This is a genomic window from Amycolatopsis sp. NPDC051716, assembly GCF_040681595.1.
GTDB lineage: Bacteria > Actinomycetota > Actinomycetes > Mycobacteriales > Pseudonocardiaceae > Amycolatopsis.
Genome location: NZ_JBFAZA010000018.1, coordinates 172,770 through 195,265, shown reverse-complemented (window position 1 = coordinate 195,265; position 22,496 = coordinate 172,770). Strand labels below are relative to the sequence as shown.

Sequence of the window (22,496 nt, the reverse complement as noted above, 5' to 3'; positions counted from 1 at the left end):
GCCCCCCCGGCCCCCCCCCCCCCCCCCCCGCCTCCTCCAACAAAAGTTGCCTCCAACACCCCCCCACCTACATCTCCCCCCCCACCTCCGGAAGCCCGGCTACTCCCCCGTGCGGCCGTCGATCGACTCGCGGAGCAGGTCGGCGTGGCCGTTGTGGCGGCTGTACTCCTCGATCATGTGGACCAGGATCCAGCGCAGGCTGGGCGTGCTCCCGTCCAGCCGGGTGCGCCGGGCGCGCTGCCCCAGATCGCCGTCCGCCAGTGCTCCGGTCACCGCCGCCCGCGCCCGCTCGACCGCGTCCGCCCAGAGTTCGCGCAGCTGGTCCGGGGTGTCGTGCGCGGCGGAATCCCAGTCCCAGTCCGGCGTGGCCGCCCAGTCGATCGCGTCGAACGGGGCCATCCGCGACCGGCCGGTCAGCACGTGGGAGAACCAGTTGTCCTCCACGTAGGCCAGGTGCTTGAGCAGCCCGCCGAGGGTCATCGTGGACGGCGGGTGCGTCGCCCGCAGGGCCGCCGCGTCCAGGCCGGCGCACTTCCAGGCCAGCGTCGCGCGGTGGAAGTCCAGGAAGCCGAGGAGCGTGGTCGTTTCGTCACCGTCGAGGGGCGGTTCGGGCCGGCCCTGTTCGTCCACAGTGGTCACGAACGCCGACTCTACTCACGCCGTCAACGGGCGGACGTCCCAGATCCACACCCCGCCGACGAACTCCGCGGGCTTGCGCAGCAACAGCTCCACAGTGGACTTCAGCGCTTCCTGGTTCTGCCGCGGCCCGACCACGAGCACGTCCGCGTTCCAGGCCCGCAGGTCCGCGAGCGCCTGCGTGCGGTCGGCCTCGGTGACCTCGGCGGCCTGACCGGTGCGCTCGACCTGCGCGAACAGGTCCGACGTCGGCAGCGGGACGGCGCCGTAGCGGCCGCGGCGGTCGGTCGGCGACGTGGGGCCGACGAAGTAGCCCTCCGGCATCGGGTAGCCGAGGCCCGCGTCGACCTGCCAGTGCAGCGGCTCGGCCTCCCCGGTGCTCGGCAGCGGCACCGGCACCAGCGAACCGCCCGGGGCGACGTACTGGCGCCAGATGCCGTCGGCGAAGAACGGCGGCGAGAGGGGGCGCTGGTGCGTCACCAGCTCGGTCGGCGCGATCGGCAGCAGCACCGCCACCACCGCGCCGATCCAGATCATCCGCAGCGGGAACGCGGGCGTTCCGTCGAGCGGCGCCGGCTGCTGGGCCGCCGCCGTCCAGACGCGGTGCGTCGCGATCGCCAGGAGCGCGCCCACCACCGGGATGCAGCCCATCGCGAGCCGGGACTCGAGCACGGAGTCGAGCAACGGCAGTTGGCCCAGCCACTTCCACGGGCCGGCGAAGCCGGTGTCCTCGTGCGCCACCGTGATCTCGACGCCCAGCGACAGCACGGCCATCACGTACATCGTGATCGCGAGCGCCCGCGAAACGACGTCCCGCCACAACCAGATCGTCAGCATCACCACGAGCACGATCAGCGGCCAGCCGAAGAAGGCGTTCTCCTCGGTGCGGTTCATCGAGACGTCCGCGGCCGCCTCGGGTGCCCCCGCGACCGACTGCGTCGCGAAGCGGGTGAACGCCGCGGTGTCGTTGCCCGCCGAACCGTGCAGCAGGGAGTGGAAGCTCTGCGGGCCGAAGAACTGCCAGTACAGCGGGAATCCGGCGATCAGCAGGGCGACGACCGCGCCGATTCCGATGCCCTTGGCCAGTGGCGCCAGCATGCCGCGGATTTCCGCGCGGTGCGGGATCAGGTACGCGACCGCGAAGACGAGGAAGGTGAGCGCGAAGATCGCCAGGGGCTCTTCACCCAGCAGGATCTGCCACGCGACGAGCAGCCCGAGCACGATGCCGTTGCGCACCGGGCGCTCGTTGTGCGCGATCTGGATGGTCTTGAGCGCGATGAACGGCAGCACGAACAGCACGACGAAGTTCGGGTGCGCGTTGCCGTGCGAGATCATCGGCGGTGCGAAGCCGCAGAACGCGCCGCCGATCGCGGCCGCCGTCCGGTTCGGGACCAGGTGGCGGGAGAACACCCAGTACCAGCCGGTCGCGGTGCCGGCGAGGCCGGCGGTGAGCACGATCGCCCAGGTCAGCGTCGCGCCGAAGGTGAGCGTCAGGGGCGCCAGCGGGACATTGAGGCCGAACATCGCCGCGTTCGCCGCCATGTTGACGCCCTGCGGGTAGTTCTGCAGGTCCGTGGTGAACGGGTTCTGGAAGTGGAGGACGGCCTTCGCGACGACCGTCGAGTACCACTCCCACTGGCTCTGGTCGGCTCCGCCGTTCCAGAGGTAGCCGCGCTTGAGGTCGAACCACAGCCCGTTGTAGAGCAGGACCGTGAACAGCAGGAACCCGCCGGCGATCGCGGAATCCTGCCACGCCCAGCGCTTCGGGCCTTCGGGGGGTTCGGGAGCGGGTGGCACCAGGTCGGGGACGGCTTCGGACTTCAAGCTCACGGTTCGACCACCCTGGCGACGAAGTAGAGCGCCCCGGTCGCGGCGTGCCGGACCAGCAGCAGGAACGGCCGGTCCACCGTCACGGCGACCGGGTCGTCGATCATCATCGAGGTGAGGCGCATGACCAGCGCGGTGGCCGCGGCCCCCTCGAAGCCCTCTTCGTCGACGCGCAGCACGGCCTGGTGCAGCACCTCGGACACGGTCAGCCGCGGATCCGGCGAGAGCCCGGTCAGGTCGGCGCGGTCGGTGAAGATCGTCTGCACGCCGAGGCCGCGAAGCACGCCGGCGAGCTTGCTGGTCACGTCGAGCGAGACCTTGGGGAGCGAGAGTTCGACCTTCTTGGAGCGGACCTTGCCGAGCAGGCCCGTCAAGGTGGCGGCGTCGAGCCGGGTCTCCGCCTCGGCGAGGTCGCCGTCGGGCAGCAGCACGACGGCCTGCAGGCCACCGGCCGCGACGAGCTGCACCACCTGCCAGCCGCCGGTGTGCGCGTAGCCGAGGCTTTCGCTGAGCCACATGGTCGGCACGTCACGGCTGCCGGAGGGAGCGTGGAACGGCGCGTCCGAGGTGTTCGCCTCGCGGAACGGCAGCCTCCAGGCGGCTTTCAGGTACAGCGCGTTGACCAGCACGGCCGCGACGTCGGAGTCGATCGAACCGGGCGGCAGCAGCTGCGGGATCAGCCCACGGGTGGTGCGCTCGACGTCGTCGTTGATCAGCGCGCGAGCGGCCTCGGGCTCCTTCTCGAACGGCGCGCTCGCGACGGCCGCCCCGGGCCACTCGGCCAGTTCGGCCTTGAAGGAGTCTTCGAGCGGGAGACGGTCGTCCGCCCACAGCGTGTTCGCGACGGCCAGCTCGGGCTGTTCCTTGCTGTGCGCCTCTTCGACGAGCTCGGCAGCCTCCCGCAGCAGGACGGTCTGCTCACCCGGGTCGCCGAGTAGCGCGACCAGCTCGTCCCGGGTCCGCCCCCGGGCGGCGAGCGCGGCGAGAGTCAGCGCACTGGCCACCGAATACGGCGAAAAGCAGGTGTTCCCGCCCCCGGCACCGAGGGCCGAGTGGACGGCGAGGGCGAACCGGAGGTGGCTGTCCGTGGCCATGCGGGCGAGAGTACCGGAACGCCACCCCCGACCGGCCGCCCGCGCGCAAGTCCACCCGAGGATGACAAATCCTCCGTGAAACTTTCGAAGCCGTCAGCCCGTCAGCGGTGGCGGCGGGTCACCTGCCAGGAATACCAGACGTGGGCCTGGGCGTCGGTGAGGGAGGCGACCTGGTCGACCACCACCCGGAGCAGGGCGGCGTCGTCGGCGGCCGCGTTCCAGGCCGGGACGAACAGCGGGTCGAGGGCCTCCGGGGCCCGGCGCGCGAGGGCGTCGACCAGCTCGGCCAGCAGCTCGCGCTGGCCGTCCTGCACGGCCAGCCGGCGGCGGTCGCTCATCACGTACCGCAGGGCCAGCGCCTTCAGCAGCGCCACCTCCGCCGCCACCTGCTCCGGGACGCACAGGTTCGCCCGGTAACGACCCAGCGGCCCCTCGCCGAACTTCTCGCGCGTGCCGGTGACCGCCGCCGTCGTGAAGCGGCCGACCAGCTCGCTCGTCAGCCGTTTGAGCGCGACCTGGGCGCCCGGCGAACCGTCCGGCTCGGCCGACGCCAGTGCCGCCACCACCGGCAGCGCCAGCAGTTCCGCCGCCGCACCCTCCAAAGTGGACACCGACTGCGCGGAGAAGTGCTTGGCGGCGGCCTCGGCGACGGCCGCCCGCTCGTCCGGGTGGGCGAGCACGCCCAGCTTGATCCGGCCGGCCAGCACCCCGTCCTCGACGTCGTGTACCGAGTACGCGACGTCGTCCGCCCAGTCCATGATCTGGGCCTCCAGGCACCGCTGCTCCGCCGGCGCCCCCGCGCGGAACCACTCGAACACTCCGGCGTCGTCGCCGTACACGCCGTACTTCACCTGCCCCGGCCGGCGCGGCCACGGGTACTTCGTGGCCGCGTCCAGGCACGCGCGCGTCAGGTTGAGCCCCACCGGGTCACCCTCGGCGGACAGCAGCTTCGGCTCCAGCCGGGTGAGGATGCGCAACGTCTGCGCGTTGCCCTCGAACCCGCCGCACGCCGCGGCCACCTCGTCGAGCGCGCGCTCGCCGTTGTGCCCGAACGGCGGGTGCCCGATGTCGTGCGCCAGCCCCGCGGTGTCCACCAGGTCCGGGTCGGCGCCCAGCTCGTCGGCGATGCCCCGGCCGATCTGGGCGACCTCCAGCGAGTGCGTCAGCCGGGTGCGCGGGACGCCGGTGATTTCGGCGCCCTCCCCCGGCCCGACCACCTGGGTCTTGCCGGCCAGCCGCCGCAGCGCGGCGGAGTGCAGCACCCGGGCGCGGTCGCGCGAGAACGCGCTGCGCCCGTCCGCCCGGGCGCCGGGCAGCGCCGCACCCTTCGCCGGCTCCGGCAGCAGGCGGGCGGTGTCGTGCTCGGTGTAGTCCACCCGACCAGCCTAAACGGCCCCTCCGACAAGTTCTCAGCTCAGGAACGTGGCGAACAGGTCGTCGGCCGGGGTCTTGGTCAGCCGGTAGTACAGCAGCGCGCCGGTCTCCCGCACGATGTACCGCACCTGGGTGACGCGCTCCTGGACGATCGGCCCGCTGTGCGTCGGCGCGGTCCACGCGTCCAGGCCCAGGTCGCCGGCCATGGTCCGGGCGCGGAAGGAGTGCCACGGGTCGCTGACCAGCACCGCCGAGCGCCAGCCGCGGGCCTCGACCTGCTGGGAGACCGCGCGCAGGCTGCGCAGCGTGTCGCTGCCTTCGCCGACCGCGAGCGTCGCCGACGCCGGCACCCCGCGCCGGGTCAGCCAGAGCTGGCCGGCCCGGGCCTCGGTGAAGTTGTCCTCGGCCTTCTTGCCGCCCGCGGTGACGATCGTCTTCGCGACGCCGGCGTCGTAGAGCTGCTTGGCCTTCGCCAGCCGGGCCGCGTAGATGTCCGACGGCTTGCCGTTGTACTGGGCCGCGCCCAGCACCACGATGACGTCGGCGGGGGTCCGGTCGTTCTCGCGGGCCACCTGCCAGACCCGGAACGCCGTGCCGCCGACGAGCGCCAGCAGCAGCAGGACCGTGCCGAAGGCGATCCGGCGCGCCCAGCTCGCGAGCGACGGTTTGGTGCGTTCAGCGGTACCCATCCGGGTCATTCTTTCAGAACCGGCTCAGAGCCAGCCACGCTCCTCGGCGACGCGCACGGCTTCGGCCCGCGTCCGGGCGCCGGTCTTGCCGATCGCCGCGGACAGGTGGTTGCGGACGGTGCCTTCCGAAAGGTGCAGGGCGCGGGCCACGTCGGCCACCGTGCTGCCGTCCTTGGCCGCCCGCAGGACGTCCCGCTCCCGCCCGGTGAGCGGGCTGGCCCCGGTGGCGAGGGATTCCGCGGCCAGCGCCGGGTCCACCACCCGCAGTCCACTGTGGACCCGCCGGACGGCTTCGACGAGCTGCTCCGGCGGAGCGTCCTTGACGACGAACCCGGCCGCGCCCGCCGCCATCGCGCGGGCGAGGTAGCCGGGCCGGCCGAACGTCGTGCAGATGATCACCCGGCACGACGGCAGCGCGGCCCGCAGCTCGGCCGCGGCCTCCAGGCCGTCCTTGCCCGGCATCTGGACATCCAGCAGGGCGACGTCCGGCTTGGCCTCGCGCGCGGCGGCGACCACCTCGTCGCCGGAGCCGACCTGGCCGACCACTTCGATGTCGTTCTCGAGGCCCAGCACGGTGGCCAGCGCCCCGCGGACCATGGCCTGGTCGTCGGCCAGCAGTACCCGGATCAAGCGAGTCCTCCCGCGGGTTCGGCGCGCACGGCCGGGGTGGCCGGGCTCGGTTCGGGCAGCGGGATCTCCGCCCGCACGAGCAATCCTCCCCCAGCTCGGGCCGACGTCCGCAGCGTGCCCCCGACGGCGGCCAGCCGCTCGGAGAGCCCGCGCAGGCCGTTGCCCGCGACGACGTCGGTGGCGGTGCCGTCGTCCTCGATCTCCAGCCAGCTGTCACCCAGCCGCACGCGCACCCGCTTGGCCCCGGAGTGCCGCAGCACGTTCGTCACGGCTTCGCGCAGCACGTAGCCGAAGGTGGGCTGGAACTCCGGCCGGACGTTGTCGACGGCGTGCGGCAGGTCGGCGTCGATCTCCGCGGCCCGCAGCGCCGCGCGGGCGCCGACGAGCTCCGCGGACAGCGACACCTCGCGGTTCGCCGACACGGTCGCGCGGACGTCGGAGAGCGCACTGCGGGTGAGGCTTTCGACCTCGCGGATCTCCTCGACCGCCCGCGGGATGTCGCCGGCGCTCTCCAGCACCCGCCGGGCCAGCCCCGCCTTGACGGTGATCGTGGTGAGGCTGTGCCCGAGCAGGTCGTGCAGGTCGCGGGCCAGCCGCTCGCGTTCGTTCGCCACGGCCAGCGTGGCGATCTCTTCGTTGGCGCGTTCCAGCCGCCGGACCGCGCGGACGAGGTTGCCCATGAAGAACATCGCCAGCGTGATCGAGAAGACCGTGATCAAGTCGCCGTAGCCGTCCAGGAACTGGCCTTTCGCCAGCAGGATGGCCGCGCCGGCGGCCAGCGTGGCCAGGTCGATGATCACCGACCAGGCCGCCGGGACCAGGAACACCAGCACGGCCGTGCCGTAGAGCAGGACGAACGCGCTGCCGGTGGCCACCGTGAGCGAGGCGAGCCCCAGGAGGTTCATCACGATGCCGAACGCCAGCTTCACGCGGAGTTCCCGGGTGAAGAAGTAGGGGAACACCGCGTAGCACGCGCTGTAGGCGTAGACGAGAACGGCCATGAGCACGAGCCCGGGGGTGATCGCGGGCTCGGCCAGCAACGAGCGCGTGACCGGGACGAGGAACGGCAGCAGGAAGACCACCGACATGATCGGCCAGCGCGGGCCGCCGGGCCCGCGGTTGTGGGCGTCGGGCAGCGGGTCTTCCCACCACGATTCCTTCTGGTCCAGCCCGAACCTGCGTTTCCCGGACTCCGCCATCGCCGTTCCCCTCCGGCCCTCAGACGCGGGCACTGTCCTTACGGTAACGCCTGATCACCAGGGCCCCGAGCACGACCGTCCACGCGCCGAGCACGCCCGCGGCCGTCGGCAGCGAGACCACCATGTCGCTGGTCACCGCGGGCCGCGCCACCTGCAGCACCCAGTACGTCGGCATGATCTGGGCGACGTCGTGCATCCAGCCCGGCATCGTCTCGATCGGGATCCACAACCCGCCCAGGAACCCCATGCCGAGCGTGACGAGCATGTTGATCGGCTGCATCGAGTCCGGCGTGCCGAACTGGCCGAGCAGCAGGCCCAGCAGCACCAGCGGGATCGTGCCGAGCCAGATGCCGGCGAAGATCCGGAACCAGCCGCTCGCGTCGACGTGCACGCCCTCGGCCAGCACGCCGAGCAGCGGCACGAGGATCAGCGCGGGCAGCCCCACGAGCATCCCGGAGATCCCCTTGCCCGCCAGGTAGCCGGTGCCGGTCAGCGGGGTCAGGCGCAGCTGCCGCTGCCAGCCGACGGCGCGTTCGAGGGCGAGCCGGGCGCCGCTGTTCGTCGCCGCGGCGAACACGCCGAACGTCATCATGTTGACCATGATCACGGCCGCGACCCGCGTGTGGTCGGGGTCGCTCGCCTTCGTGAAGACGTTGGCCTGCAACAGGAACATCAGCACCGGGAACGCGACCACGAAGATCAGGAAGCGCGGCGCCCGGAAGTTCCGGCGGATCTCGGTGAGCAGGTAGGTGGCGTTCATCGCACGGGCTCCGCGGTTTCGTCGGCGGTCAGGGACAGGAAGGCGCCTTCGAGGCCGACGGCGCTGATTTCGACGTCGTGCACGGCCGGGACCGCGGCCTTGAGCGCCCACAGCGTGGCGTCGGAGTCGGCGCTGGAGATGGCGACGCGGTCGCCGCGCAGCTCGAACTCCTTGACGCCGGGCAGCGCGGCGATGACCGCTTCGGTGGCGCCCGGGACGGCCGCGCGCAGGGTGCGGCCGCCGGCCAGCGCGCGGACTTCGGCGACGCTGCCGTCGGCGACGATCCGGCCGCGGCGCATCAGCACCACCCGGTCGGCGAACTCCTCGGCCTCTTCGAGGTAGTGCGTGGCGAACAGGACCGTGCGCCCGGACTCGGTGAACGAGTACATCGACTGCCAGAACTCACGCCGGGTGCCGACGTCCATCGCGGCGGTCGGCTCGTCGAGGATGAGCAGGTCGGGGTTGCTGACCAGGGCCACGGCGAAGCGCACCCGCTGCTTCTGCCCGCCGGAGAGCTTGTTCGCGCGGCGGCCGGCCAGCTCCTCGACGCCGGCGGCGCGCAGGGCTTCGGCGACCGGCATCGGCCGGCGGTGCAGCGCCGCGACCATGCCGACGGTCTCCCCGACCGTCAGGTCGTCCATCAGAGCGCCGCCCTGCAGCATCGCGCCGATCAGGCCGGCGCGGACGGCGTCGATCGGCTTGCGCCCGAACACGCGCACTTCGCCGTCGCCGGGGCTGGTCAGGCCGAGGATCATGTCGACGGTGGTGGACTTGCCCGCGCCGTTGGGGCCGAGCAGGGCGACCACCTCGCCCGGGGCGATCGTCAGGTCGACGCCGTCGACCGCGTGGACTTCGCCGTAGTGCTTCCGCAGGCCGGTGAGGTGGATCGCGGCCCCCGCCGCCACCGCCTGGATGTCTGTTTCTCGCATGCCCCCAGGCTGCCGCCCGGAAGGCCCGGGTCCCCAGACCGTGCGTCACGACCTCGTCGTGACAAGTGTCAGGGGTACCCGGGCCCGGGTGGATCAGCAGCCGACGAGGCGGCCCGCCAGGTAGGACTCCAGCTTGTCGATCGCGATGCGCTCCTGCGACATCGAGTCGCGCTCGCGCACGGTCACGGCCTGGTCCTCGAGCGAGTCGAAGTCCACCGTGACGCAGTACGGCGTGCCGATCTCGTCCTGGCGGCGGTAGCGGCGGCCGATCGCCTGGGCGTCGTCGAAGTCGACGTTCCAGTGCTTGCGCAGGGTCGCCGCGACTTCCTTGGCCTTCGGGGTCAGGTCGGCGTTGCGCGACAGCGGCAGCACCGCGACCTTGAACGGCGAAAGCCGCGGGTCGAGCTTCAGCACCACGCGGGTGTCGGTGCCGCCCTTGGCGTTCGGCACCTCTTCCTCGACGTAGGAGTCCACCAGGAACGCCATCATCGAGCGGCCGACACCCGCCGCCGGCTCGATGACGAACGGCCGGTAGCGCTGGCCCGAGGCCTGGTCGAAGAACGACAGGTCCTGGCCCGAGTGGTTCGAGTGCGTCGTCAGGTCGAAGTCGGTGCGGTTCGCGATGCCCTCGAGCTCGCCCCACTCCTGGCCCGCGTTGAACGCGAACCGGTACTCGATGTCGACCGTGCGCTTCGCGTAGTGCGAGAGCTTTTCCTTCGGGTGCTCGAAGTGGCGCAGGTTCTCGGCCTTGATGCCGAGGTCCTTGTACCACTCGGTGCGCTGGTCGATCCAGTACTGGTGCCAGGTCTCGTCCTCGCCCGGCTCGACGAAGAACTCCATCTCCATCTGCTCGAACTCGCGCGTCCGGAAGATGAAGTTGCCCGGCGTGATCTCGTTGCGGAAGGACTTGCCGATCTGGCCGATGCCGAACGGCGGCTTCTTCCGCGACGTCGTCTGGACGTTGGAAAAGTTCACGAAGATGCCCTGCGCGGTCTCCGGGCGGAGGTAGTGCAGGCCCTCTTCGGACTCCACCGGGCCGAGGTAGGTCTTCAGCATCATGTTGAAGTCCCGCGGCGGGGTGTACTTGCCGCGCGTGCCGCAGTTCGGGCACGGCACCTCGGACAGGTCGTCCTCGCTGGTCTCCTTGCCGGTGCGCGCCGCGAACTCCTCGGCGAGCTGGTCGGCGCGGAACCGCTTGTGGCACGACAGGCACTCGATCAGCGGGTCGGTGAACACGTTGACGTGCCCCGACGCGACCCAGACCTCACGCGGCAGGATCACCGACGAGTCGAGGCCGACGACGTCGTCGCGGCCCTGGACGACGGTCTTCCACCACTGGCGCTTGATGTTGTCCTTGAGCTCGACCCCGAGCGGCCCGTAGTCCCACGCAGAGCGGGTGCCGCCGTAGATCTCTCCGCTGGCGAAGACGAAACCACGGCGTTTGCACAGGCTGATGATCTTCTCAATGGTGTTCGTGGGCACTCCACGCTCCGAAAAGCTTGCGGGGACGGTTCATCGGACTAGAACGTCAAGGGTATCCGCCGGGGCCCACTCCTTTACGCGCAGGTGAGCCTACGGCCGCGTCACCAGCGACGCCGTCACGACGCGGTTGTCCTCGTACCCCTCGCTGCCGCCGACGTACTCGCCGCCGCAGGTGACGAGCAGCAGCTTGTGCGGACCGTCGGGGTTGAACAGCTGCTCCGACCGGCCGGCGAGGTCCGTCTTGTGCACGGTCTCGGTGGACTCGATCCGGTAGACCCACGCGGCGCCCGCGGCGTCGGTCAGCTTGACGTCCTGCCCCTGCTTGACCTGCCAGAGCTCGTTGAACGGACCCTTCTTGCCCTTCCAGTTCACGTGCCCGGACAGCAGCGCGACGCCGTGGTCGGCGCCCAGCCGCGCACCCCACCAGGCGGCCTCGTCGAGCCCCTCCGGGATCTTCAGCGCGCCCGCGGCGTCGAGGTCCTCCTGGATCAGCTTCGCGGTGCCGCCGCCGGGCAGGGACAGCCGGGCCGGGTCGCTGCCGGTGTCCTGCCGGGTGCTCTCCGAGGCCGGCTGGTTCGCCGCCGGGACGGGCCCACCGGTGCCGTTCGCGACGGCGGGTTCATCCTTTGCGGTGAACACGAGCAAGGTCGCGACGAGCGCCGCGACCACGAACGCCCCGGCGCCGCCGACGATCCACCAGCGGCCGGAGCCCTTCTTCGGCTCCGCCGGGTTCCGCTCCTGCATGGGTTGTGCTCCTTCGCTGTCGTGGCCAGTGCACGGACAGGCATGCCGCGAAGGGCGCGGGAGGTTGCAGCGAACTCGATCAGCCGGTGGGGCGCGTCACCAGCTCGGCCGTGACCAGGCGGTTTTCGGCGTAGCCCTCGGTGCCGCCGACGTAGTCGCCGCCGCAGGTCACCAGCACCAGCCGGTGCGGCCCGTCCTGCCCGAACCACCGCTCGGCCTGGGCCGGCAGCGTCTCCTTCGGCAGCGTGACGACGTCGTGGACGCGGTAGACCCACCGGCCGCCGCGCGCGTCGACCACGCTGACCTCGTCGCCGGCCCGCATGCGCCACAGCTCGTCGAACGGCCCGCGCCGGCCCTCCCAGTTCACGTGCCCGGACAGCAGGGCCGCGCCGCGGGCCGCGCCGAGCTTGGCGCCCCACCAGGCGGCGTCGCCGAGGCCGCGCGGGATCGGCAGCACGCCCGTGCCGGTGAGTTCGGTGCGGACCAGGCGGGCGGTGGCGCCGCCGGGCAGCCGGACCGTGCCCGGCCGCTGCTGCGCCACGGACTCGCTGTCCGCCGGGAGCACGGCCGGGGCCGCGTTCTCACCCGGCAGCGTGCCGGGCGGGGGTGCCGCCGCGGACGGCGCGACCGCCGGCGGCAGCCAGGTCAGGACGACGATCCCGGCCGCGAAGGCGGCCACGGCCAGCGCGGCCGAGACGGCGGCCAGCGCGGTGCGCAGCACTTAGTCCGACCCGGTCTTGCGCCGCCGGCCCAGCAGCAGGGCGACCGCGGCGAAGAAGACGCCGCCGAAGAGCAGGCCGATGCCGAACGGCACGCGGGAGCCGTCCTCGCCGGTGGCCGGCGCGGCCGCGCCCAGGTAACCGGCCGGGACCTGGGTCGGCACGGCGGCCTGCGTGGCGGTCGGGCCGCCCGCGGGCGCGGCGGCCTTCGCGACGAACCCGTTCGGCACCGAGCAGCTGACCCCGCCGAGGACGATGCTGGTCCGCACGTCCTGCAGCGCGGCACCCTGCGCGTCCTTGACGTGGGTGGTGATCTCGACCCGCCAGCCGGCGACGGCGGTGTGGTCGCCCCCGCGCCAGCCGTCCTGGCGGATCAGCTGGTCGAACGCGGCGACGCGGGTCAGCTTGACGTCGGAGACCGTGGTCGCGCGGTCGGCGTTGGTGATGTCGCCGGGCGGGCCGAGCCGCAGGTTCTTCAGCTGCAGACCGGCGTCGCCGCCGGGCACCGGGACGATGCCGAGCGCGCCGCCGGCCTGGCGCACCCACAGCCGGGTGACCGACGAGGTGGCGGAGAGCTTCGCCGGGCCGGTGCAGTCCACCGCCGTCTTGGCGCCCTCCAGCACGAGCACGGTGTTGGCGGCCGGTTCGGAGCTGCCCTGCCAGTTGTCCCGCAGCGCGTAGTTCGTCTCCGCGGCGGCGGTGGGCACGGTCGTGGCCAGCAACGCGGCGAAGACGTTGTGGTCCCGGCTCGCGACCCCCGGCGGGTACGGGTTCTGTGACGCGCTGTAGCGGCCGAGGTCGATCTGGTAGTGCCCGCCGAAGGTCGCGCGCTCGCCGTCGTCCTTGGGGACCGAGACGCGGTCCGCGCCGAGCTTCGACTGGCCGGGCAGCAGCGGGGACCGTTGCGTCTCGGTGATCAGGGCGCCGCCGCGCTGGCCTTCGTCGCCGATCCGCACCGAGGCGATGTTCGCGAACGAGACCGGGCCGGTCTTCTCGTCGACGGCCTGGGTCTGCGCCCCCGCGACCCCCATGCCGACCAGCGGGAACACCGCGGCCGCCAATGCGGCTGCCTTCGTCACGAAACGCGTCATGTCTCCCCACTGCTCTGCTCGGGCGGCTCGCCGTCGTCCGGGAAACGGCAAAACGCTCCGCGACAACCTTGCACCGTCGGCCACGACATGCGAAGCCGCAGGGCCAATATCCCACGAACTCACCCGAATGGGTTAATACGACCGGCCGTACCCCGCAGCTCGGCGTCGAGAGGGGGGTCCCGGACGGGGGAACACTAGGATGGGCCGCACCGTTATCGGCAATGACTACGGAATTCATGGTCGCAGGCGGCGGGACGAGCAGCGTGGAGGCGGGAATGGCGACCGTGACCGGGAGTGGCGCCCAGCCGGGGCTCGCGGACTGCGGCCCGGCGGCTGAAGCGTCTCCGGCCGCGCCCGCCCACCCCGCGCAGTCGGTGCTGACCGACGCGGGCGACCTGCTGCGCGCGCTGGCGGCACCGGTCCGGATCGCGATCGTGCTGCAGCTGCGGGCGGCCGACCGGTGCGTGCACGAGCTGGTGGACGCCCTCGACGTCGCCCAGCCGCTGATCAGCCAGCACCTGCGGGTGCTGAAGACGGCCGGGGTGGTCCAGGGCGAGCGCCGCGGCCGCGAGGTCGTCTACCGGCTGGCCGACGACCACCTGGCGCACATCGTGGTCGACGCCGTCGCCCACGTGCAGGAAGGAAAGTGATGAGCACCGCCGCGTCGCGCAGCCAGGCCCCGGTCCCCGGGCGCCGATCCACCCGGCAGCGGTCCGCGGTCGTCGAGCTGCTGAGCACGATCGACGACTTCCGTTCGGCCCAGGAACTCCACGACGAGCTGCGCAAGCGCGGCGACGGAATCGGCCTGACGACGGTGTACCGCACGCTGCAGTCGCTGTCGGAGGCGGGCGAGATCGACGTGCTCCGCACCGATTCGGGCGAGGCGATCTACCGGCGGTGTTCGGCGCACCACCACCATCACCTGGTGTGCCGCCTCTGCGGCCGGACGGTGGAGGTCGAAGGGCCGGCGGTGGAACGCTGGGCCGAGAAGATCGCGGCCGAGCACGGCTTTTCGGAGATCTCCCACACGGTCGAGATCACCGGCACCTGCGCCGAGCACTAGTGCGGCGGGGTGGTCCCCTGCCGGTCCAGCGCGGTCTCTCCCGTGCACGTGAGTTCGCCGGGCTGGACCTGGGCCCACGAGGGACGCCACACCAGCGTGGTGCCGTTCACCCGTGAGCCCAGCAGGCAGTCGATCCCGCCGGTCGACCGATCGCCCGCCCGGTAGGCGACACCGACGTCGGCACCCCGCAGGGCAACGTCCTGCAGCGGCGCCCGGTCCGCGGTCTGCGTGTCGGGGTTGAACGGCCGCGGCGCCGGCATCGAGCGCGCCAACGCGGCGAGCACGTCGTTCTCGGTCACGGACGCGGGAAGCCCGGTGAGCACGGTCCGCAGCGCCGGGTCGAAGCCTTCCGGCACCTCCCAGAGCGGGATCGGCGGCGGGTTCACCGGTGTCGCGCCCGCCGGGCAGTCCCGCCGGCTCGGCCCGCTCACCCAGCCGCGGAAGTTGAAGCCGACGTCGTAGCAGGCCGTCACCGGCTTCTGGGTGGACCATCCGTCTTGGGAACCCTCGTGGTGCACCCGGAAGACGAGATGTGCCGTCGTCGCCTTCGGGTCGTCAGAAGGCGTGTCACGCATTTCGACCACCGCGAAGTCCGGCGAACGGCCGAGGTCGGTTTCGAGCGCCTTCCGCGCGTACGTGGCGGCCGAAGTCTGGGGTGGCGAGTCGATCTCCGTGGCCACCTGCTTGGCGACCCGATCGGTTTCCGTGTCCCCCGGCGCGCAGGCGACCAGCGCCGCCGCACAAAGCACAAAAAGGCAGCCCACCCCGACAACCCTCACCGCACCAAGGCTACCCGCGGCGTACCGCAACAGTCGACACGCGCACCTGGACAGTCGGCTCGCGCACCTGGACAGTCGGCTCGCGCACCTGGACAGTCGGTTCGCGTACCTGGGCGGTCGGCTCGCGCACCTGGACGGTCGGTTCGACCTCCGGCGCCCGCCCGGGTGATCCGACCGTCTGGGTACGCGAACCGACCCTGCAGGTACGCGAACCGACCGGCTGGGTACGGGAAGTCAGTATTCGTAGGGGTCTTTGGGGGTGGGGACCGGGGTTACCGAGGTGGGGGTGAAGTCCGGGGTGTAGCTGTTGTCCTTGGTTGCCGTGCCCGGGACCACCTCGCCCGTCACCTGGATCCAGGCGTCGCTCGGCAGGTGGTCCGCCGCGCCGCCGCGGAGGCGGACCGTCACCGGGAACGCGTCCGCCGCGCAGCAGCTGATCACCAAGCGGGCCAGCAGCGTGCTGCCGTCGGTGTGGACCACGAATCCCGTCAGGGAAACCGTCCGGCCGGTCAACGTGCCCGCCGAATCCCAGCCCGCGCGGCTGACGAACTCGTTCACCGCCAACGGCACCACGTTCCCCGCCGGCAACGGCGGGAACGCGGCCGCGTCGGCCACCGCCGCGCTCGCCGGGACGCGGGCCTCCGTGCGGATCACCGAGTCCGCCCCCAGTGCCGGTGGCGCGACCAGGAACACCGCCAGCACCGGCACCAGCAGCAGCCACGCCGGACGCGCCGAGTGCGCGTGGCCGTCGTGGCCGTCGTGCTCGGCGTGCTCGGCCGGAACCGCCCGCCGTGACGCCACCAGGTCGCGGACGATCGCGACCGCGCCCAGCAGCACCATCACCGCGCCGCCGGCGATGATCCACGGCTGCTGCGCCGGCTTCACGTACCGCAGGTAGTCGCCGTTGACTGCGATCTTGACCAGCGCCCCGCCGAGCAGGATCAGCAGGATGTTCTGGGTTTCCCGTTTCACGCGACCCCCACCAGGAAGCCGGCCCCGAGCGCACAGGCCAGCGCCACCACGAACGTCACCGGCGCGAACCGCACCGCGAACGACCGGCCGAACGTGCCCGCCTGCAACGCGAACAGCTTGACGTCGATCGCCGGGCCGACGACCAGGAACACCAGCTTCGGCAGCAGCGGCAACGCCGTCAGCGACGCCGCGACGAACGCGTCCGCCTCGCTGCACAGCGCCAGTACCACCGCCAGCACCGCCATCACCACGACGCCCAGCACGAGCTGGTCGCCCAGCACGCCGAACCACTTCGCCGGCACCAACACGTTCAACGCCGACGAGATCAACGCCCCCAGCACCAGGAAACCGCCCGCCTCCACCAAGTCCGTCCGCGCGGTCTCGGCGAACACCCGCCACCGCTGACCGCCCGCCACTTCCGGGAGACGCTGGAGCGCGCGCGAAGCGATCCACTCGAGCTTGCCCCAGCGGGCCCACAGCCAGCCCATCACCATCGCCGTGGCGAGCGAGCCGGCGAACCGCGCCAGCACCATCTCCGGCTTGCCGGGGAATGCGACCGCGGTCGCCACGAGCACCACCGGGTTCACCGCGGGCGCGGCGAGCAGGAACGTCAGCGCCGCGGCCGGCGCCACGCCCTGCCCCATCAGCCGCCGCGCCACCGGCACCGAAGCGCATTCACACCCCGGCAGCGCGACCCCGGCCAGCCCGGCGACGCCGACGGCCGCCCCGGCCCGCCGCGGCAGCACCTTCTCCAGCACGCGCGCGGGCACGAACGCGGCGATGGCCCCGCTGATCAGCACGCCCAGCACGAGGAACGGCAGCGCCTGCACGCAGACGGCGACGAACACGGTCGAGCCGGTCCGCAGCGCGGGCACGTCGAACAGGTCCTGCAGCCAGCCCTGGCCGAGGATCGCGATCAGCAGGATCGCGCACAGCACTTCGACCGAGCTGATCCGGAACCGGCGCGTGCGCCGGCCGGGCTCGGCCTCGGTGTCGGAAACGATGTTCACGAAGGCGATGATGCCAGTACCGGCCGGCACGGCGGGACCCGCACGGTCTGCGAACGGAGGATCACGGTCCGTTTCGGTCCCCGATCTTCCGTTCGCGGCGGAAAGTCCACCCCGGACGGGTCAGTCGCCGGACACGATCCCGGGCAAATCGGTCCTCAGCTGCGAAGCCGTCGACACGACCAGCATCAGCAACGTCCCGAGCGCCGGCGCGTCCAGCCCGGCCGCCGGGAACGCGTACCGCAGCGTCACGTCGACCCCGTTGTCCGAATGCCCGATCCCGAGCGTCCCGAACAGTCCCTGCCCCGCCCGCTCGGCGACGGCGATCGACAGCTCGGGCGCGTCGGCCAGGTCCCAGCCGACCACGCAGGTCAGGGTGAGCACCGTGAGGCCCTCGCCGAGCCGGGTCGCCTGGATCACGCACGGGACGCCGCCGTGGGAGAACGTCAGCGCGCCGTCGTCGTCGACGTGGACCTCGAGGTAGCGCTCCAGGGCCTCCCGCGCCCGCGTCAGCAGCTCCGCGGTTTCGACCGCTTCGGTGGCGCTCACGAAGAAGCCGCCTGGTCGACGGCGCCGCCGAAGCGGCGATCCCGCTTCGCGAATTCCAGGCAGGCCCGCCACAGGTGGGTCCGGTCGAAGTCCGGGAACAGCGTGTCCTGGTAGACCATCTCGGCGTAGGCCGACTGCCACAGCAGGAAGTTCGACGTGCGCTGCTCGCCCGAAGGCCGCAGGAACAGGTCCACGTCCGGCATGTCCGGCTGGTACAGGTACTTGCCGATGGTCTTCTCGTTGACCTTGTCGGGGTTCAGCTTCCCGGCGGCGACGTCCTGCGCGATCCGCTGCATGGCGTCGCCGAGTTCGGCGCGGCCGCCGTAGTTGACGCACATGGTCATGTTCAGCGCCGTGTTGTGCTTGGTCTTCTCTTCGGCCGCCTGCAGTTCCTTGATGACCGACGCCCACAGCTTCGGCCGCCGCCCCGCCCAGCGGATGCGCACGCCGATCGAGCCGAGGTAATCGACCTGGCGGCGGATGGTGTCGCGGTTGAAGCCCATCAGGAACCGCACCTCTTCGGGGCTGCGCTTCCAGTTCTCGGTCGAGAACGCGTACACCGAGAGCCACTTGACGCCGATTTCGACGGCCCCGGCGGCGACGTCGATCATCACCGCTTCGCCGCGCTTGTGACCCTCGATCCGCGGCAGGCCGCGCTGGTTGGCCCAGCGGCCGTTACCGTCCATGACGAGCGCGACGTGCTTCGGCACCAGTTCGCGCGGGATCTCCGGCGGTTTCGCGCCCGACGGGTGCGGATCCGGGGCCCGCAGCTCGTATCGCGACGCCTTGTTCTCGCGTCCCCTGCGCAGCACTGCGAGCCTCCCTGGATGGGTGAACCGATCAGGCCCGACACTACTGCCCGGGCGCCACTTGGCTTTCGGGGGTGGCGGAGCGCCCGGCGACGGGCGAAGCCACGGATGTCACCGCCTGCCCTTCGGGGGTCCGGGTGGCGAAGCCCCCGGCTCGGGGCGAAGCCCCGGATGTCACCGTGGTTTCCCGGGCACGTCGCTCGACCAGGGGCAACGACCGCAGCTGCCGCTCCAGGTGCCACTGCAGGTGCGCCGCGACCAGCCCGCTCGCGTCGCGGCGGGTGCCGGGCAGGGTCGCCTCGGCCAGCGGCCATTCGCCGTGCAGCAGGGCGGTGAGCAGGGCCAGGACCTCGGGGGCGGGGTGCACGCAGCCGGCGATCCGGCAGTCCTGGCACATCGAGCCACCCGCGGCGACACTGAACGCCTTGTGCGGGCCGGGCAGGCCGCAGCGGGCGCATTCGGTGAGCGCGGGCGCCCAGCCGGCGTAGGACATCGCGCGGAGGAAGAACGCGTCGAGCACCAAGGAGGAGTCACGCGTCCCGTCGGCCAGCGCCCGCAGCGCGCCGACGACGAGGAGGTACAGCTTGAGCACCGGCTCGCCCTCTTCGGCCGAGAGCCGGTCCGCGGTTTCGGCGATCGCGCTGGCCGCGGTGTAGCTCTGGTAGTCGGCGACCAGCGGCACCTGGAAGGCGTCGACCGTCTCGACCTGGGTGATGACGTCGAGCGTGCGCCCGGTGTAGAACTGCACGTCGACGTGGCCGAACGGCTCCAGCCGGGCCCCGAAGCGCGACGAGGTGCGCCGTACGCCCTTCGCCACGGCGCGGACCTTGCCGTGCCGCCGGGTCAGCAGGGTGACGATCCGGTCGGCCTCACCCAGCTTGTGCGTGCGCAACACCACCCCGGTGTCGCGGTAGAGGTTCACCACCCCGACATCGTCCCACTCTCGGGCGATGCCGGGGTGGCGCGCCCCGCGGAAGCGGCCGGTGTCAGGAGACGCCGTACGCGATCAGCGGGACCAGGAACGCGAACAGGAACAGGACGCAGCCGAGGCCGCCCAGGATCGAGGAGACCAGGCACAGCGTCTTGGTCGTCCGCGACGCCTGCTCCGCCATCATGTAGTTGCCCTGCATCTTGTACGTGCCGACCTCGTTGGACTTCATGATGGCGAAGATGCCCAGGATGAGGCCACCGAGGAAGAGCGAGGCAATCGCCCAGCCCTTGTAGTCCTTGATCTGGTTGATGTCGCCACCACCGGGCATGCCGTAGCCGGGGGCCCCGTAACCGGGCGCGCCGAAGCCGCCGGTGGGCGGCTGTCCGTACGGCGCGGGCTGTCCGTACGGCGCGGGCTGGCCATACGGCGCCGGCTGTCCGTACGGCGCGGGCACACCGCCGGACGGCGGGCCGTAACCCGGCTGCTGCGGCTGCTGACCGTAGGGCTGCTGCTGGCCGTAGGGATTGGTCATGACGTGGTACCCCAACTATTCGTGAACTCCCGCCGGGCGACTCCGGCGGTGGTGCGGAAGGAGCCGGTCAGCGCTGCTCGTTCGGCGGCTGGCCGAACTGGCCCGGCTGGAACTTCTGGGTCTGCTCGGGTTCGCCCGGGGCGTCCGGGCGCAGCATCTGGGTGCGCTCGGCCTGCTCGTCGAACGCGCTCCCGCCGGTGCCCGGGCGCAGCATCTGCGTGCGCTCCGCCTGCTCGTCGAAGGCGCCGCCACCCGGCGGCGGGGCGAGGGGCTGCTGCCCCGGCTGCTGCCCGAAGCCACCCGGCTGCGGGGGCTGCGCGAACCCACCGGAGGACGGCGGCTGGCCGAACCCGCCCGGCTGCGGCTGGCCGAACCCACCGGACTGCGGCTGCTGGGGGAAGCCACCGGACGACGGCTGCTGCGGGAAGCCCCCGGACTGCGGCTGGCCGAACTGACCGGGCTGGCCGGGCTGCTGCCCCGGCGGCGGGAAGCCGCCGGCGAACCCCTGCGCGCTCTGCTGCGCGCTCTGCTGCGCGAACGGCGCGGCCGCGTCGTCGGCGTTGATCACGACGGTGCCGAGGATCTTGTCGGAGAGGGTCTGGCTCTTGTCGTCCCACAGCGGCCACAGCCAGCCGACGTAGCAGATGACGCTGTCGACGAAGTGGGCGAGATCGCGCAGGAACGCCATCCCGGGGCCGATGGGCTGCCCGGTGTCCTCGCGGACGAGCTTGATCTTCGCGACCCGCTTGCCGAGCGACTGCCCGGTGTTGCCCTGCTGGATCCACCGGTTGTAGATGGACCAGCCGATCCAGGCGAACCAGCCGAGGCCGCCGATGACCAGGATCGGCCCGGCCTCGCCGACGATCGCCGAGAACAGGCCGCCGATGATGTAGATCACGAAGATCGGGCTGAAGTCGATGACCCAGCCGAGGGCGCGCTGCCCCCAGCTCGCGTAGTTCCGCGGCGGTCCGAAGGGATTGCCCTGCTGGCCGAAGGGGGCGGGCTGGCCGAACGGCGCCTGCTGCCCGTAGGGCGTGGGCTGCCCGTACGGCGCCTGCCCCGGCTGCGGCTGGCCGAACGGCTGCTGGCCACCGGGCTGCTGCCCGAAGGACGGCTGCCCGTAGGGATCGGTCATTGGGATTTCCCCTCGCTGGTCACTCCGCCGCACGCCCCGTGCGGAACCATCGCGGATGTACGGCGCGGTCCGCGGGAGCGTACTCGGTTAGCGTTCGGCCGCGCCGCGCAGGCTTCAGCTGTCCGGGTGAATCCCATGCCGCTCCGACGCGGTCCGCGGCGTCCTGGTTCCCGGCCGCCGAAATCAGACGCGCAGGCCCGTGAACGGGGCGAACGGGAGGTTGCGAATGACGAACCAGACGACGAACACGATCGAAAACACCAGCGGCGTCCCCCGCCAGTGGAGCCAGCTGTTCATCGCGCGGCCGCGCAGGCGCCCGAGCGTCCACGCGACGGTGCTCCACACCAGCAGCAGCACGACGACGAGCGACACGGCGTTGTAGTGCAAGGCCGCGGGGATGTTGCCGTGCATCAGGCTGTAGGCCATCCGCATGCCGCCGCAGCCCGGGCAGTCGATGCCGAGCAGCGCCTTGGTCGGGCAGAGGGGCAGGAAGCCGCCGGGCGTGGTCGGGTCGCCGATCCAGACGGCCGCGCAGCACACGCCGAGCCCCGCGACGACGGCCATCGGCCCACCGAGGGCGCGCAGCTTGGCTTTGGCGCCGCGCGCGGGGTATCCCGTGTAGACGGTCGCCGTGGTCATGGCCGCCAGCCCGTCGAGAAGACGCCGATCCCCGCCAGCACGACGAAGAAGAGCACGTAGAGCAGCAGGAGGATCCCGATCGAGATGGCCGACCACATCGCCCACTTGCGGGCGTCGTTCGCGGCCTTCTGCGCCTCGGCGTGGAAGCCCTGGAACCAGAGCGACTGCACCTGGCTGGACTTCACGATCGCGACCACGCCCAGCGGAAGGCAGCACAGCACGGTGCTCAGGATCGCCCACACCATGTTGTTGTCCGGCGGCGGCCCGTAGTTCGGCGGCGGATAGCCGTAGCCGTAGCCCGGCCCACCCGGGGGCGGGTACGGCGGCGGGTACTGGTCGGTCACCGGAATCCTCCTGCTGCTCGCCTACGTCAGTATGACGGCGTGCTCGTGCCGAACGTGAGCGCACCCGCCATCAGCAGGATGATCCACAGCACGTTGACGACGACACCGACGATCGCGGCGATGATCGCCCACTTCTTGGCGGCGTTGGCGGCCTCCTGCGCGGCCGCGGTCTGACCCTGCGCCCACAGGCTGTTCACCTTCGCGGCCTGCACGATCGACACGATGCCGAACGGGAGGCAGCACAGGATCGTGGTCAGGATCGCCCACACGAGGTTGTTGCTCGGGGGCGGGCCCGGCTGGTAGCCGCCCGGCTGCCCACCGGGGTAGTTCGGCTGGCCGCCGGGCTGGTTCGGCTGGTCGCCGGGGTAGTTGGGCATGCCCTGGCTGTCGCTCATGGTCGGTTGTTCCCCTTCGTCGTGCTCCAGACACGACCACCGGATCCGCCGCCGCCCCGATCGGCCGCGATGTGGTCGAAGCCGCGACTGTAGGGGGCGAGATCATCGCGCGCCTCGCGTTTCGTCCCGCCGCGACCGAATCGAGACCAGGAATTCGGCGGCCGCTC

General features: G+C 71.9%; 26 protein-coding genes. 2 read left to right on the top strand and 24 right to left on the bottom strand.

The window, feature by feature from the left end; genetic code table 11:
* Positions 1 to 99 precede the first annotated feature (99 nt).
* From AB0M30_RS25480 to AB0M30_RS25420, 13 genes are all read right to left on the bottom strand, one after another.
* Positions 100 to 639 carry a DinB family protein gene (locus AB0M30_RS25480; protein ID WP_364588055.1) on the bottom strand — a complete coding sequence of 180 codons (540 nt, stop codon included), beginning with the start codon at positions 637 to 639 and terminating at the stop codon, positions 100 to 102.
* Between the two features lie 15 nt (positions 640 to 654).
* Entirely contained in the window at positions 655 to 2,460 is a 1,806-nt protein-coding gene (locus tag AB0M30_RS25475) for a glycosyl transferase (protein ID WP_364588072.1), read from the bottom strand.
* A 2-nt stretch (positions 2,461 to 2,462) separates the two neighbouring features.
* The gene (locus AB0M30_RS25470) at positions 2,463 to 3,557 is read right to left on the bottom strand and encodes a serpin family protein (protein WP_364588052.1); all 1,095 of its coding nucleotides are present in this window, start codon (positions 3,555 to 3,557) and stop codon (positions 2,463 to 2,465) included.
* 101 nt (positions 3,558 to 3,658) lie between these two features.
* Positions 3,659 to 4,933 (bottom strand): deoxyguanosinetriphosphate triphosphohydrolase, encoded by a 1,275-nt coding sequence (locus AB0M30_RS25465; RefSeq protein ID WP_364588049.1) that lies wholly within the window; start codon positions 4,931 to 4,933, stop codon positions 3,659 to 3,661.
* 33 nt (positions 4,934 to 4,966) lie between these two features.
* On the bottom strand, positions 4,967 to 5,620 hold the full coding sequence (locus AB0M30_RS25460) for a YdcF family protein (RefSeq protein ID WP_364588047.1): 654 nt from the start codon (positions 5,618 to 5,620) through the stop codon (positions 4,967 to 4,969).
* A gap of 24 nt (positions 5,621 to 5,644) precedes the next feature.
* The gene (locus tag AB0M30_RS25455) at positions 5,645 to 6,250 is read right to left on the bottom strand and encodes a response regulator transcription factor (RefSeq protein ID WP_364588044.1); all 606 of its coding nucleotides are present in this window, start codon (positions 6,248 to 6,250) and stop codon (positions 5,645 to 5,647) included.
* Positions 6,247 to 7,449 (bottom strand): sensor histidine kinase, encoded by a 1,203-nt coding sequence (locus AB0M30_RS25450; RefSeq protein ID WP_364588069.1) that lies wholly within the window; start codon positions 7,447 to 7,449, stop codon positions 6,247 to 6,249. Before AB0M30_RS25450 ends, AB0M30_RS25455 begins: the two co-directional genes overlap by 4 nt.
* A 19-nt stretch (positions 7,450 to 7,468) precedes the next feature.
* The gene (locus tag AB0M30_RS25445; protein ID WP_364588041.1) at positions 7,469 to 8,209 is read right to left on the bottom strand and encodes an ABC transporter permease; all 741 of its coding nucleotides are present in this window, start codon (positions 8,207 to 8,209) and stop codon (positions 7,469 to 7,471) included.
* Entirely contained in the window at positions 8,206 to 9,138 is a 933-nt protein-coding gene (locus AB0M30_RS25440; protein WP_364588038.1) for an ABC transporter ATP-binding protein, read from the bottom strand. Before AB0M30_RS25440 ends, AB0M30_RS25445 begins: the two co-directional genes overlap by 4 nt.
* Before the next feature lie 93 nt (positions 9,139 to 9,231).
* Positions 9,232 to 10,620: a glycine--tRNA ligase gene (locus tag AB0M30_RS25435; RefSeq protein ID WP_103340869.1), complete on the bottom strand. Its 1,389-nt coding sequence runs from the start codon at positions 10,618 to 10,620 to the stop codon at positions 9,232 to 9,234.
* Between the two features lie 90 nt (positions 10,621 to 10,710).
* On the bottom strand, positions 10,711 to 11,364 hold the full coding sequence (locus tag AB0M30_RS25430) for a class F sortase (protein WP_364588035.1): 654 nt from the start codon (positions 11,362 to 11,364) through the stop codon (positions 10,711 to 10,713).
* Positions 11,365 to 11,443: 79 nt separating this feature from the next.
* On the bottom strand, positions 11,444 to 12,085 hold the full coding sequence (locus AB0M30_RS25425; protein WP_364588032.1) for a class F sortase: 642 nt from the start codon (positions 12,083 to 12,085) through the stop codon (positions 11,444 to 11,446).
* On the bottom strand, positions 12,086 to 13,174 hold the full coding sequence (locus tag AB0M30_RS25420; protein ID WP_364588029.1) for an LPXTG cell wall anchor domain-containing protein: 1,089 nt from the start codon (positions 13,172 to 13,174) through the stop codon (positions 12,086 to 12,088).
* 275 nt (positions 13,175 to 13,449) lie between these two features.
* Here AB0M30_RS25420 and AB0M30_RS25415 point away from each other — a divergent pair, with 275 nt between their 5' ends.
* Together AB0M30_RS25415 and AB0M30_RS25410 are read left to right on the top strand one after the other, a co-directional pair.
* Entirely contained in the window at positions 13,450 to 13,824 is a 375-nt protein-coding gene (locus tag AB0M30_RS25415) for a metalloregulator ArsR/SmtB family transcription factor (RefSeq protein WP_364588026.1), read from the top strand.
* Positions 13,824 to 14,237, top strand: a complete 414-nt coding sequence (locus AB0M30_RS25410) for a Fur family transcriptional regulator (protein WP_013228384.1) — start codon at positions 13,824 to 13,826, stop codon at positions 14,235 to 14,237. Before AB0M30_RS25415 ends, AB0M30_RS25410 begins: the two co-directional genes overlap by 1 nt.
* On the opposite strand, the gene AB0M30_RS25405 is transcribed toward AB0M30_RS25410, so the two are convergent.
* The 11 genes from AB0M30_RS25405 to AB0M30_RS25355 all read right to left on the bottom strand — a co-directional run bounded on the left by AB0M30_RS25405 (position 14,234) and on the right by AB0M30_RS25355 (position 22,329).
* Positions 14,234 to 15,016 carry a hypothetical protein gene (locus tag AB0M30_RS25405; RefSeq protein WP_364588023.1) on the bottom strand — a complete coding sequence of 261 codons (783 nt, stop codon included), beginning with the start codon at positions 15,014 to 15,016 and terminating at the stop codon, positions 14,234 to 14,236. The genes AB0M30_RS25410 and AB0M30_RS25405 overlap by 4 nt on opposite strands.
* Before the next feature lie 234 nt (positions 15,017 to 15,250).
* The gene (locus tag AB0M30_RS25400; protein WP_364588020.1) at positions 15,251 to 15,988 is read right to left on the bottom strand and encodes a TIGR03943 family protein; all 738 of its coding nucleotides are present in this window, start codon (positions 15,986 to 15,988) and stop codon (positions 15,251 to 15,253) included.
* Entirely contained in the window at positions 15,985 to 16,998 is a 1,014-nt protein-coding gene (locus AB0M30_RS25395; RefSeq protein WP_364588017.1) for a permease, read from the bottom strand. Before AB0M30_RS25395 ends, AB0M30_RS25400 begins: the two co-directional genes overlap by 4 nt.
* A gap of 120 nt (positions 16,999 to 17,118) precedes the next feature.
* Entirely contained in the window at positions 17,119 to 17,544 is a 426-nt protein-coding gene (locus AB0M30_RS25390; protein WP_364588014.1) for a hypothetical protein, read from the bottom strand.
* Complete coding sequence (locus AB0M30_RS25385; protein WP_103348164.1) at positions 17,541 to 18,356, bottom strand: isoprenyl transferase; 816 nt, start codon at positions 18,354 to 18,356, stop codon at positions 17,541 to 17,543. Before AB0M30_RS25385 ends, AB0M30_RS25390 begins: the two co-directional genes overlap by 4 nt.
* Before the next feature lie 40 nt (positions 18,357 to 18,396).
* Positions 18,397 to 19,278, bottom strand: a complete 882-nt coding sequence (gene recO, locus AB0M30_RS25380) for a DNA repair protein RecO (RefSeq protein WP_364588011.1) — start codon at positions 19,276 to 19,278, stop codon at positions 18,397 to 18,399.
* A 61-nt stretch (positions 19,279 to 19,339) separates the two neighbouring features.
* Complete coding sequence (locus AB0M30_RS25375; protein ID WP_199191489.1) at positions 19,340 to 19,816, bottom strand: CD225/dispanin family protein; 477 nt, start codon at positions 19,814 to 19,816, stop codon at positions 19,340 to 19,342.
* A gap of 67 nt (positions 19,817 to 19,883) precedes the next feature.
* Complete coding sequence (locus AB0M30_RS25370; RefSeq protein ID WP_364588007.1) at positions 19,884 to 20,951, bottom strand: RDD family protein; 1,068 nt, start codon at positions 20,949 to 20,951, stop codon at positions 19,884 to 19,886.
* 183 nt (positions 20,952 to 21,134) lie between these two features.
* Positions 21,135 to 21,590, bottom strand: a complete 456-nt coding sequence (locus AB0M30_RS25365) for a DUF2752 domain-containing protein (protein WP_364588004.1) — start codon at positions 21,588 to 21,590, stop codon at positions 21,135 to 21,137.
* Entirely contained in the window at positions 21,587 to 21,934 is a 348-nt protein-coding gene (locus AB0M30_RS25360; RefSeq protein ID WP_103340854.1) for a CD225/dispanin family protein, read from the bottom strand. The genes AB0M30_RS25365 and AB0M30_RS25360 overlap by 4 nt, the downstream gene beginning before the upstream one ends.
* Positions 21,935 to 21,960: 26 nt before the next feature.
* Positions 21,961 to 22,329 carry a CD225/dispanin family protein gene (locus AB0M30_RS25355; RefSeq protein WP_364588001.1) on the bottom strand — a complete coding sequence of 123 codons (369 nt, stop codon included), beginning with the start codon at positions 22,327 to 22,329 and terminating at the stop codon, positions 21,961 to 21,963.
* Between the last annotated feature and the right edge of the window lie 167 nt (positions 22,330 to 22,496).

What these genes read in the sequence shown, in the direction of transcription:
- AB0M30_RS25420 (WP_364588029.1), bottom strand. Translation starts at nt 13,174, where the DNA reads ATGACGCGTTTCGTGACGAAGGCAGCCGCATTGGCGGCCGCGGTGTTC.
- AB0M30_RS25415 (WP_364588026.1), top strand. Translation starts at nt 13,450, where the DNA reads ATGGCGACCGTGACCGGGAGTGGCGCCCAGCCGGGGCTCGCGGACTGC.
- AB0M30_RS25375 (WP_199191489.1), bottom strand. Translation starts at nt 19,816, where the DNA reads ATGACCAATCCCTACGGCCAGCAGCAGCCCTACGGTCAGCAGCCGCAG.
- AB0M30_RS25410 (WP_013228384.1), top strand. Translation starts at nt 13,824, where the DNA reads ATGAGCACCGCCGCGTCGCGCAGCCAGGCCCCGGTCCCCGGGCGCCGA.
- AB0M30_RS25370 (WP_364588007.1), bottom strand. Translation starts at nt 20,951, where the DNA reads ATGACCGATCCCTACGGGCAGCCGTCCTTCGGGCAGCAGCCCGGTGGC.
- AB0M30_RS25460 (WP_364588047.1), bottom strand. Translation starts at nt 5,620, where the DNA reads ATGGGTACCGCTGAACGCACCAAACCGTCGCTCGCGAGCTGGGCGCGC.
- AB0M30_RS25450 (WP_364588069.1), bottom strand. Translation starts at nt 7,449, where the DNA reads ATGGCGGAGTCCGGGAAACGCAGGTTCGGGCTGGACCAGAAGGAATCG.
- AB0M30_RS25445 (WP_364588041.1), bottom strand. Translation starts at nt 8,209, where the DNA reads ATGAACGCCACCTACCTGCTCACCGAGATCCGCCGGAACTTCCGGGCG.
- AB0M30_RS25440 (WP_364588038.1), bottom strand. Translation starts at nt 9,138, where the DNA reads ATGCGAGAAACAGACATCCAGGCGGTGGCGGCGGGGGCCGCGATCCAC.
- AB0M30_RS25470 (WP_364588052.1), bottom strand. Translation starts at nt 3,557, where the DNA reads ATGGCCACGGACAGCCACCTCCGGTTCGCCCTCGCCGTCCACTCGGCC.
- AB0M30_RS25365 (WP_364588004.1), bottom strand. Translation starts at nt 21,590, where the DNA reads ATGACCACGGCGACCGTCTACACGGGATACCCCGCGCGCGGCGCCAAA.
- AB0M30_RS25355 (WP_364588001.1), bottom strand. Translation starts at nt 22,329, where the DNA reads ATGAGCGACAGCCAGGGCATGCCCAACTACCCCGGCGACCAGCCGAAC.
- AB0M30_RS25430 (WP_364588035.1), bottom strand. Translation starts at nt 11,364, where the DNA reads ATGCAGGAGCGGAACCCGGCGGAGCCGAAGAAGGGCTCCGGCCGCTGG.